This is a genomic window from Adlercreutzia sp. ZJ473 (assembly GCF_013185065.1).
Lineage (GTDB): Bacteria > Actinomycetota > Coriobacteriia > Coriobacteriales > Eggerthellaceae > CAAEEV01.
Genome location: NZ_JAAVTO010000030.1, coordinates 22,293 through 32,544 on the forward strand (window position 1 = coordinate 22,293; position 10,252 = coordinate 32,544).

Sequence of the window (10,252 nt, forward strand, 5' to 3'; positions counted from 1 at the left end):
ATCTTAGCGCGGGATCCGCCGCGAACCCCCGCCCGCGCGCAAGCCCCATGCGAAGTTAAGGAAAACTTAACAAGAACTTAAGCAACCCTCAGCTTTCGCTATGGGAACGTTAAGGGGCGCCTCGTCCATCATGGAGCCAACGCGCAGGGCATGCGCTGGCGTGACGTATCCCGCATTCCCTCCTCCTCACAGGCGGCGGAGCTTATGGCCTCGCCGCCCGATGGCGCTGCGCATGCCGCGCGTTGCCCAAAAGCGATGAGGACGCAGCGCAGAAAGGACGCGCCATGGACGAGACCAGGATCACGCATACGCGCCGTCAGGCAGGGCGCGTCATCTACGCGACGGAAGACCCCTTCCCCGCCCCGCGCCCCTTCGAGCGCGCCTCCTTGCGCGCCCGCCGCGCGCCGCGGCGCATCTTCTCGCGCCGTCGCCTTACCGCCCGCACGCTGTGCATGGTGGCCGCCGTCGTGCTCGTGGTGGCGGCAATCGCCGGCATGCTCGGCGTGGCGAGCACGCTGCAAGCCGACCTCGCCGCAGGCGCAGGCGAGCCGACGGCGGCAAGAAGCACGCCGCGAAGCGAGTGGAGGGAGGGCGAGGTTCCCTTCCTCTACCAGACCGATGCGGAGTGGGCGAACGTCGCGTACGCGGGCGGCACCGTGGCCGAGAACGGATGCGGGCCGACCTGCCTGTCCATGGCGTACGTGGCGCTCACGGGCAAGACCGACCGCGACCCCGCCGCGATGTGCGCGTTCGCGCAGGACGGCGGCTACGTCGCAGACGGCGAGACGAGCTGGGAGCTCATGGCTGACGGCGCACGTCAGATCGGCCTGCGCTCGCACGAGGTGCCGGCCGACGCAGCCGCGATCATCGCCGAGCTCGAGGCCGGGCGTCCCCTGATAGCGAGCGTCCGCCCCGGCGACTTCACCACCACCGGGCACTTCATCGTGATAGCAGGGGCCGACGACGCTGGCAACCTCACCATTCACGACCCCAGCAGCCCCGAGCGCAGCGCCCGGTCTTGGCCCATAGCCCAGGTGATCCCCCAATGCGCCAACCTCTGGGCCTTCGAACGGTAATCGCGAGAGTGCAGGAACAGCAAGAACGAGCCCGCCGTCTATTGAGGAGCTTATAGCAACTATAGCAAATCTAGCAACGCCAATGATACACGCGATGCGCCTTTCCCTTCAGGCAATCGTTGGAAAATGCAGTCCCGGCGAAGCCTCACGCCTCGTGCGGACGTAGGCGCACCTCGACCTCGAGCCCCAGGCAGGATGCCGCGTCCGCGAGCGTTGAGAGCGTGAGGTTGCTCCTCCCTGACTCCATGCGGCTCACGAACGCCTGGTCAACCCCCATGCGCTCGGCAAGCTCATGCTGCGAGAGACCCGCTTTCTGCCGCGCCTGCGCAAGCTCTCCTCCTGCAGCCTGCAAGGCCAGCTCACGCGCTCGGGGATCAGCCGCCCCCTCGAGTCGCATGGGCCGCTCGCCTTCCCCAAGCACGTCGCAGGAGGGTATGGCGAGGACGAAGTCGTCATCCGAGCTCCGCGCACGGCTTGATTCGAGAAGCGTCAGCTCGTCATACTCCCTCAAGCCATGTGCCTTGAGGACGGCACCGAGGTTCTGACGGCTCGGCGGAACAATGCGACCCTCAACCCACCTGCGCGCCCACCTCTCCCCCACGTCGCGCTGGCCTTTTCCGATGAAGGACGCGAGCATCAGCGGCACGTCGGCCTCGCGCGCCTCCGCGGCTATCCGGATGGAGAAGGCACGCGCCTCGTCATCGTACCTCAGCTGAGCGCAGGGTGCAGCTCGGCGCGCACGTCCGTCAACGATGTCAGCCACCCAGATCACAGCGACCCGCCTCTCACAACACCGCGTGCAACCGCATAGTTCCAGCGCTCGCGGATGATCTGCTCGACCTTGAGCCGATGGGCTTGCGGCAAAACGCCCTCAAGCCCCTCCATGATATCCTCCAAGCCCGCCGAGCTGAGCGGCTCAACGTCAAGAGGCGCGTCGATGAGCTTGAGGTTCTCGAAGAGGGAGCGCGTGCCCAAGTAGTTGTTGGCGCTGACGTCAGACAGCGGGTCGAAGGCCGCGGCGCGCGCTTCATCCCCGTAAGCCGAGAACACCAGCGAGAGACCGCTGTCGAACACAGGCGCCAGTCGATAGCCGTCGCCGTCAAGAACCACCTCCACGTTCGCCCCATGCCGATCCCGGTTCACCAGAAGGAAGTCAACGAGCATGAGCTCGTCAATCGCGCGCTTCCAGCCCATGCGCGCGCAAAACTCCAAGGGAGACTCCGTCCCCTCCCTGCTCAAATCGAAGAACACGTCGAGCGCCTGCTTGCGCTCGCCCGGCTGGCGAAAGCTGTCCGAGGCGGACATCCACGTGTCATGCCCCACGCCGTCGACCACCACATGCGCATGAACGAGCCGGTAGGCAACGTGATCTACGCCGAGCTGCGCCATCAGCCGGCTGGCCACCAGCTCGTTCACGCACTCATGCCCGTATATGCCGCGGTAGCTGTCATAGCACGAGAGCTTGTAGTACACCGTGGCGCGCGCCGTGGACTCGCGCGCTTTCAGGAACGTCCCGCCCGTACCCGACGTGTTGGCGCGCTCGCTCCACGTGAGGTGCGAGTAGTCCTTGAGCGCACGCACCAAGTCCTTGCCCATGGCCGCTCCCTTCTCTTCGCTATGATGTATGTATTATATTACATACACTGCATGAGAAAAGCCTGCAACTGCCTTGCCATGATCAGGCGATGTCGGGAGAGCTACACAACCAATTGCACCCTTCCTCACGTCTTATTGCGCGCCGGAAATGGAAGGAATAGCGGCGAAGCGGGCGTCAGACGGCCCCACGCCTGAGATTCACGCCGCTCGACACGTTAGTGAAGTAGTCGGTGGTGAGCACTCCCATGGAGCGGCAGAGGTTCTCAAGCGCCTCGCCTTCGGGCAGGAGGCCCTTGAAGTAGGGCAGCAGCTCCTCTTCCGTAAAGGGTTCGGGGCGAAGGGGAAGCGACAGCGACACGGCGGCGGCATCGCCGCGGCTCAGGTAATCCACGTCGTAGAGAAAGCTCGTGACGCCGTTTTCGCGCACGAGCCTCCCCAGGGGCACGGGGCCTTCGGGGCAGTCGCGGTAGACGATGAGCTCCAAAGTCACTCACCTCGCTTCATGAGGACCATGTCGAACCCGAGGGTGTTGATGACGTTCAGGGCCTTCGCCAGCTCGGTGGTGGGCTTCCCGTTTTCCAGGTTTGAGATGAACGAAAGGCTCACGGCACACAGATCGGCCAGCTCGGTTTGAGTCAGGTTCTGGCTCTTGCGCTCTGCGCGGATAGCGGCTCCGATGTCGCTCACGGTGCTGACGAGGCTCATGGCAGGACTCCCTTGTTTCTGCGTACGCCGTAATTATGCCACGGATGATGGAAATTTCTGCGAACGCAGAAAAAGAAAAAAGAACCGAGCTCAAAAGCCAGGAAGGCAGCCGCCATGGAAGCTCCTTCACCCCGAGGAATGCGGAGCGAGGAGTCCATCTGGCTGAAAAAGACATGAAGATCCGCGTGATTGGGCCTACGCTCGATAAACTCCCCGAACGCGACTTGCAGTTTTTCGAAGCCATGCTCGTCGACGAGAAAGCAAGTCTTAGAAACCACCCACCCCCCTCAAGCATACGAGCCCAGATGCCGGAAAGACATGGTACGCAGTGGCAGAATCAGTGTTTCGCAGACCGTGAATTCCTATCGTGTTCATCGTCGCAACGGTTTCAGCAGCGAGGCACGTCGGCCTCACCCGACCGGTGCGCCGTACAGCATGAGCTCGCTTTCGGGCGGGACGTACAGAACGTGGTAGTCACCGAACTCGTCGACGTTGCCGTTCGCGGCGAGCGGCCCGCTCACGAAATTGCGTCCCATCTTGAAGGTCGCGCCGGTGAGCTGCCGAACGCTGTAGCCGACATCTGAGTACCCACGCGTGAGCTCGCCCCACCGCTCGGACGGCACGAACACCATCACGTCGCCCGTTTCGGCAAAGGCAGGAGCGTCTGCGAGGCAGGCGTACGCGTCGCCGAAGGTGACGCACGAATCGTAGGGCTGGAGCTTCTCGCCCGCGCCCTCGTCCAAGCGGTCGAAGAGCACCCCCATACGTTCCGAACCCCAAAAGCAGAAGCCAGAGCCCTCGGAGAGGGGCAGTTCGGCGCAGGCAACGCCCTCCTCCCCTCTCGTGGCGTGAAGGCACGAGGCAAGGTAGGGCAGGCAGCACTCAGGCTGAAACGCCCACGAGGCCGACCGATCGTTCGCTAGGGCGCGCTCCCACGAAGGCATGTCCGCGACCGTCAGGCACCAGGCCTCGTCGAAGCCCTCGGGCAGCTTCGCGAGACCGGCGGGCGCTTCGTCGAAGACGAGGGTGCAGCTCATGTCCTCCGCCTCGGCGCATAGTTGCTCGATGTTGGCGCCGTCGAAGAGCGCGCCCCACGTCACGGGACAGCTCGTCAGCTGCCCGTCGAGGGGCTTCGGGAGCCCCGCTGAGGTGACGAGGTGGTCGACGAGGGCCTCCTCCACTTGCGCACTTTGCCGACTGTCGCCCGCCCCCACGCCGTCGACGACGTCGACGGCGAACGTCTCACCCGCACACGACACGATCACCGGAACGCCGCTGAACGAGGCCTTGTCCCAGGTCGACCCCTCGGCGGGAACCCCGCCCTCGAGCCCTTCGCCAGCAGCGGGCTCAACCTCGACGCCGTACTTCTCCAGGCAGTAGGACACCGCGCCCGTGAGCGCCTCGTCGCGCTCGTCCTGCGTCATCGCCGTCGACGAAGACTCAGACACATGCCGCACCTCCGACGAACAGCCAGCAAGCCCCCACAACCCTGGCAGCGCGAACGCCATAACCGCAACTGCAACCGTCACCGCAAGGAGAAGCCTGGTCATTGAGAACCCCTCACAAGAATCACCAACCAAACGTCGCATACGAACCCTCCGCGCTCAAGCGATTATGCTCGAAAAACGCCGAGATGCGGGGAGAGGCCTCACCACTCCCCGCATGAACCGGCTAAACTACGCCCTATAGCCTTTCGAACGAAAATTCACCAACAACAGAACCATCTTCGGAGTAAACCGGCATAGACACCATCATCGAAGGTCGTGCAAGTTCGAAGATAGCATCGAAGTCATCCTCCAAAACGTTAATGCCATCTGCTTGGCCCAAAGAAGAAGCCTTGGCACCTTCCGACATCGCATCAACAGCAGCAGCTTTACCGTCTTTATAACGGATGCTCATTACGCACTCCAGCGCACTTTCATAATCGAGCGCATCTATACCGTAATACTCTTCAAAGGCCTCTTTGAGAGCCGCCGCCTCCATCTTCGCATTTTCCTCGATAGCCTGAAGGCGATCTTCGTCGGTAACGGCACCGTTATATATGACATCATCCATATCCGCAATGACGATATAGCCTATTTCGCTGTTCGACGCCTCGACGCGACCCATGTCCGGCATAACGGTTTCGCCATTCTCGTTCGTATACGGAACACCATATACCAAACCATCTTCACCCACGAAATTGTGCATACCGGGCGTCCACTCAGCCGCATTCGTACCGGTATCTTCACCAGCAGACATTATGCCTGGATCGGTCAGCGTGAGGAGAAAAATGTTGCTGGAAGTAACCTCGTAGCTAGCTGACGAGTTGGATTTCACCGTTCCATACCCCCAAGCAGCAGCTCCTTCGGAGTAATTGATCGTATGCGACAAGGATCCTTGAACATAGGAGCCTTTCGAGCTGCCACCCCAATTCGTTACAGCGGTACCCCAATGCATAGTTTCAGTACCAAGTGCATTTCCGACGGTAATGCCAGCTTGAGAGGTAATAGAACCACTCGAAGCCGCTTGGCTCGTACAAGCTATGTTCATGAACGAGTAGCAGTCAGCCGAATAGTATCCCATTTGATTGTAGGCGCCCGTATTGTACGAAGTGTATGTTGGGGACACATACCAGTATTTTGACGGGGAATGCTGAATAAAGTTGTATGCGAACGCAGAACCGACTGGCAGAGCAGAAGCCAGCACTACGCATAGAACAACAGAGACGAGCTTTGTAATCACCCTGCTCTTCGATCCGTTCTCATCGCTCCAGGAAGCATTCAAAGAATGAGAGCTAGTCACCAAACCCACCCCTTTCCAAAAGAACCTTACAATATGACAAGAATTGTCGACAAAATGCAAGGTGCCACGGACAAGACTATCGTAGCGTGCGATAACGCAAATGATTCTCAACTAAAAGCTTGGATAACCAACTATTGGTTTGCTATCTTTAAGAGATCTCTTCATCCTCTACGTAATCGAGAATGTCTCCTGGTTTGCAGCCGAGCTCGCGGCAGAGCGCGTTAAGCGTGGAGAAGCGCATGGCCCTGACCTGGCCGGTCCTTATGCGCGAGAGATTGTTCTCCGACAGGCCAATCCTCTCAGCAAGTTCTTTCGAGCGAATCTTCCGCTCGGCGAGCAGCTTATCCAAATTGACGACTACGGCCACAAAGCGCCTCAGATCACGTCATCTGAGACGCTTTGCAGCATCACGCCGTACTTGAAGACAAAAGAAAGCAAAAACAGAGCGAGGGCTGCAACAACGGCCGCCATGTTGACCTTATAGACGTATGCATGAACGTACCCGCCCAGCATAATTCCGTTGCAGTTGAATAAGACAGAGCAGGGCTCAAGAAAGAAGTCGATCACCGCGAAAGTGACAATCATACCCACCACGATTCGCATTCGCTTGACCTGCGCCATTGAGAAGGGTGAAATGCCTCGCGAAACCTCCTGGCACACATTCGACAAAATCCAGAGGGGCAGAACAAAACAGAAGGCTTGAGCCACGACAAGGAGAGCATCTACTACGGTTCCTTCCTTGGACACGATCTCCACACAAGGAAGAAAAGTGTTCAAGAAGAGCAGCAGAAACGGGAGGACGTTGAGGGCCAGCACGAGGACGACGATAGCCCTAAGGATCACGACGGCAACCGCACTTCCCCTAGAAATCGCAGCTAAATACCCTTCCACATCCCTCGCCTTTACTTCCGTATCAGCCACTTGCCCTCCGCCACAAGAATCTTATCTCTCGATTAATAGCCCACGTGAATGCACACGGATCCGTACCCTATGGGAAAACAGATCCCCACTTCCGCTCCGTCATTATGGAAAAGCATCTCGTCACCTCCTAGTTTAACCTTGAAGCGATGTCCTTCATCCGGCGATCGTAAACTCGCCGGATCATTTCGCAATACGTATCTCTTCCGCACACCCCCTCTCCTCCGGCAACAGCGCGCGCACGGCAACCTCCCCCGCAGAAGAGGCGCGTGTTACATGCGCTGCAACCTTCATAACTACGTGCATCGAGCGACGCGAACAGGCGCGCAACCTTGCCCTGAAGCGTCTCGCTGAGCGGCTGCCTGAACACATTCCCCATGAGAAACCGCTCGTCGTGAAGCATATGGCAGGGAAACACGCTGCCGTCAGCCGCAACGCTCACCAAAGACGATCCCGCCCCGCACGAGTTCCTCGCCACGAGCCCTGCGCCGAGGGGAGCGTCGCGCGGCGCTGCATGCGGTGCGGCACATATCGCCTCGGCGAGCGGCTCCATATCCTCCTCGCCGAAGCACAGATCCGTCACGTCACCGTTGCACGCCGATCGGGAAAACAAGCTGAAACTCAGGTCGACGCCCATGTCTTGCGCGAGCTTCGCATAACGCGGTATGTCGCCCAAGTTCCTCGCGTGGATCGTCGGCAGGATCTGCACCTTGACGTCGACGCGCTGGAGCGCTCGCACGGCTGAGACCAGCTGGCCAAATCGCTGTTCGCCTCGCACATAGGCCGGACCGTCATCGGAGCAGCCGTCGAAGGACACCGCCACATGATCGACGAAAGGAGCAAGAGAGGCTAGATCAGCTTTCTCCACCAGCATGCCGTTCGTGAGCACGCATACCTGCTCTACTCCACATCCCTCTTTCGCGTAGCGGATGAGACCAGATAGATCTTCGCGCAGAAAAGGCTCACCACCTGACACGATGAGCAGTGAGACACCCGCCTCACTCAGATCGCGTACGGCATGCTCAAGCTGTTGGAGGCTGGGGTCAGGCAGCGTGTTTCGTCCCGCGTCTCGCGAGTAGCAACCCGTGCATTCAAGGTTGCAGCGCTGGGTTACGTGCAGATACGCTGCCGCCAGGCGTCTTGGGCCCTTCGGTTCCGCGAAGAACCCGTGCTCTTCCAGGCGCCGGTAGAGACCCTCGTCAGTTTCCCTGATAAGCCGAGCATCAGCCACTCCACGAAGCACCGCGTCGCACGCACGAGTCGCCGCCTTGTCCAGCCCCACGATGCAGCCGTTTTCCCCGTTGCCGATCACGGTCATTCCGAGCAAGCTAGTCATGTCAACCTGAGAACCAAAGGTTTGCATTGCCACCCCTCAATCAGAGAAAACGCATTTCCAAGTATCCGGCAGAAGCCGGTATATAGACCAGTACGCATTCCCAACTAAAAGTTGGGTATCTGAACTTTTTCTCTCCCTTTTCTGTAATTCCCCTTTACGTACATCAGAAAATCCATGTTTATCATTGATTACCATTCACCCAGCTACGATAATCCAAGATGAAAGCTGGGAGAGGGGAACGCCTTATGAACCTGGCTCAATTTGAATACCTCATAGCGCTCGCAGAAACGAGCAGCTACGCGCAGGCGGCCAAGAAGCTCTACATAAGCCCCCAAGCCATCTCGAAGTCCATAGCGGACATGGAGCGAGAGCTCGGCGCAAAGCTCGTCGAGAAGTCAGGCCGCGGGATAGCCGTTACGCCCCTTGCGGTAGAAGTCGCCCGCCTCGCGGAATCGGCGCTGCAAAGCGTTTCGGAAATGCGAAGCCTCGCAAAGTACCAGGCGGAGCCGCGTGGCACTGAGGACAAGCTGCGCCTCGGTGTTCTTGCAACCCCCTACCGAGGGAGCCCCTTCGGAGAGAACGCCTTCAACCGTTTCGAGAGCAGATACCCCGACGTACGCCTCAAAGTATCGTTTCACTCTAGCGAGGCCTGCCTCACAGCCCTGCTCGAAGGTGTCGTCGACGCGTCAATCGTCATGGGAAGGCCCTTCCAATCTGAAATCGCGAGCAGCAAGATAATGTCAATTCGCCCCGTCGCGACGATGTCGACGAGTCGCGCCCGAAGCTATGCAGCCAGCGTGACGTTCCTCGACATCGCCGCCGCCCCTTTGGCCATGCCCTATGATCTGAGGTGCGGGTACGCTATCCTCGCAGGCGCCCTGCAGGAGCGCGGGCTGACGCCCAAGCTCGTTAACGTGGCGCCGAGCCTTGAGGCGCAACAGGCGTTCATCGTCGAAGGCGGGATGATCCTTTGCTTCAGAAACACACCTCTGCCGAGCCTCATTCCCGAAACCGTTGCAATCCCCCTAAGCACCAGCGAGGAGGCAACCTGGCCCATCTACCTCGCGCACAAAAAGGAGCAATTCTCCCCCGCGATCGCGTCTATGCTTGATCATCTGCGCACCGCCGCAAAACGCAACTGGCTCGAGTAGGTCAATCCGCCGACGTGCACCTTTGTGGCAGATATGGCGAATGGGTCAGCCATCGCGCGTGGGAGCGCAGGATCGCTTGCTAGTTAGCGGGTGAGCAGGAACACCAGCGCTATCACGAGCACCACGATCACGGGGATGGCTATCTTCACGAACAGCGGGAGGCTCGCCCACAAGCCCACAAGGCCGCTTCGGGGAGCGGCGTACTGGGCGCGGCCGCTCATGACGCCGCCGGAGAACCCCACGCTGCTTTGGCGCGACGCGCGCTGGGAGCCGAAGTGGGTCGAGCCGCTGTCAGGCACGTCGGAGAAGCCCTGGCCGGCGCGCGAGTGCCAGCGCGTGCTGGTGAAGCTGTTATCAACTGCGGCGCGCGGGCGGTCGCGGTCGTCGGCGGAGTAGCCCACCAACTCGCCCTGCTCGTTGAAGGCGCGCGAGTCGATGCTGCCGCGCGCGTCGATCACCTCGCGGTTGCCCGCGCGGGCACGCCGCGACTCCGACAGCGCGTCGCGCTGGGCGCGGGCGCGCTCATAGCCCTCCATGGACGAGCGCGTGCGATCGTAGCTCTCCTGCGTGGACAGCGGCGGCACCACGCGCGTGCGCGGGCGCGCCACGCGCCCGGCCTGGGTCTGCATGCCCTGGCGCTGCGCCTCGGCCTCGCGCTCGGCCGCGCGGCTGGCCTCACGCGCGGC

The 10,252-nt window shown here is 60.6% G+C and carries 12 protein-coding genes; 2 read left to right on the forward strand and 10 right to left on the reverse strand.

All coding sequences use genetic code 11. From position 1 onward, the window contains the following. Positions 1-284 precede the first annotated feature (284 nt). On the forward strand, positions 285-1,076 hold the full coding sequence (locus tag HRL41_RS07135; RefSeq protein WP_253904766.1) for a C39 family peptidase: 792 nt from the start codon (positions 285-287) through the stop codon (positions 1,074-1,076). A 145-nt stretch (positions 1,077-1,221) separates the two neighbouring features. On the opposite strand, the gene HRL41_RS12445 is transcribed toward HRL41_RS07135, so the two are convergent. From HRL41_RS12445 to HRL41_RS07180, 9 genes are all read right to left on the reverse strand, one after another. Then, positions 1,222-1,848, reverse strand: coding sequence for a helix-turn-helix transcriptional regulator (locus tag HRL41_RS12445; protein ID WP_216662569.1), 627 nt, complete (start codon positions 1,846-1,848; stop codon positions 1,222-1,224). Further along, positions 1,845-2,672 (reverse strand): hypothetical protein, encoded by an 828-nt coding sequence (locus HRL41_RS07145; RefSeq protein ID WP_172136167.1) that lies wholly within the window; start codon positions 2,670-2,672, stop codon positions 1,845-1,847. Before HRL41_RS07145 ends, HRL41_RS12445 begins: the two co-directional genes overlap by 4 nt. Before the next feature lie 175 nt (positions 2,673-2,847). After that, entirely contained in the window at positions 2,848-3,156 is a 309-nt protein-coding gene (locus HRL41_RS07150; protein WP_172136168.1) for a HipA N-terminal domain-containing protein, read from the reverse strand. 2 nt (positions 3,157-3,158) lie between these two features. Continuing rightward, complete coding sequence (locus tag HRL41_RS07155) at positions 3,159-3,377, reverse strand: helix-turn-helix domain-containing protein (RefSeq protein WP_172136169.1); 219 nt, start codon at positions 3,375-3,377, stop codon at positions 3,159-3,161. Positions 3,378-3,787: 410 nt separating this feature from the next. Next, positions 3,788-4,825 carry a hypothetical protein gene (locus HRL41_RS07160; RefSeq protein ID WP_172136170.1) on the reverse strand — a complete coding sequence of 346 codons (1,038 nt, stop codon included), beginning with the start codon at positions 4,823-4,825 and terminating at the stop codon, positions 3,788-3,790. Positions 4,826-5,060: 235 nt separating this feature from the next. Further along, entirely contained in the window at positions 5,061-6,161 is a 1,101-nt protein-coding gene (locus HRL41_RS07165) for a hypothetical protein (RefSeq protein WP_172136171.1), read from the reverse strand. Between the two features lie 148 nt (positions 6,162-6,309). After that, positions 6,310-6,528, reverse strand: a complete 219-nt coding sequence (locus HRL41_RS07170) for a helix-turn-helix transcriptional regulator (RefSeq protein WP_172136172.1) — start codon at positions 6,526-6,528, stop codon at positions 6,310-6,312. An 8-nt stretch (positions 6,529-6,536) separates the two neighbouring features. Next, positions 6,537-7,082: a DUF2975 domain-containing protein gene (locus HRL41_RS07175; RefSeq protein WP_172136173.1), complete on the reverse strand. Its 546-nt coding sequence runs from the start codon at positions 7,080-7,082 to the stop codon at positions 6,537-6,539. 127 nt (positions 7,083-7,209) lie between these two features. After that, positions 7,210-8,442: a radical SAM/SPASM domain-containing protein gene (locus tag HRL41_RS07180; protein ID WP_172136174.1), complete on the reverse strand. Its 1,233-nt coding sequence runs from the start codon at positions 8,440-8,442 to the stop codon at positions 7,210-7,212. Between the two features lie 218 nt (positions 8,443-8,660). Between HRL41_RS07180 and HRL41_RS07185 the strand changes: the two genes are divergently transcribed. Next, positions 8,661-9,566, forward strand: coding sequence for a LysR family transcriptional regulator (locus tag HRL41_RS07185; RefSeq protein WP_172136175.1), 906 nt, complete (start codon positions 8,661-8,663; stop codon positions 9,564-9,566). Between the two features lie 83 nt (positions 9,567-9,649). Here HRL41_RS07185 and HRL41_RS07190 read toward each other — a convergent pair. Continuing rightward, positions 9,650-10,252: hypothetical protein (locus tag HRL41_RS07190; protein ID WP_172136176.1), on the reverse strand; the 603-nt coding region annotated here is incomplete at its 5' end.

Coding starts and splice junctions, on each gene's coding strand:
- HRL41_RS07180 (WP_172136174.1), bottom strand. CDS start 8,442: ATGCAAACCTTTGGTTCTCAGGTTGACATGACTAGCTTGCTCGGAATG.
- HRL41_RS07155 (WP_172136169.1), bottom strand. CDS start 3,377: ATGAGCCTCGTCAGCACCGTGAGCGACATCGGAGCCGCTATCCGCGCA.
- HRL41_RS07185 (WP_172136175.1), top strand. CDS start 8,661: ATGAACCTGGCTCAATTTGAATACCTCATAGCGCTCGCAGAAACGAGC.
- HRL41_RS07145 (WP_172136167.1), bottom strand. CDS start 2,672: ATGGGCAAGGACTTGGTGCGTGCGCTCAAGGACTACTCGCACCTCACG.
- HRL41_RS07135 (WP_253904766.1), top strand. CDS start 285: ATGGACGAGACCAGGATCACGCATACGCGCCGTCAGGCAGGGCGCGTC.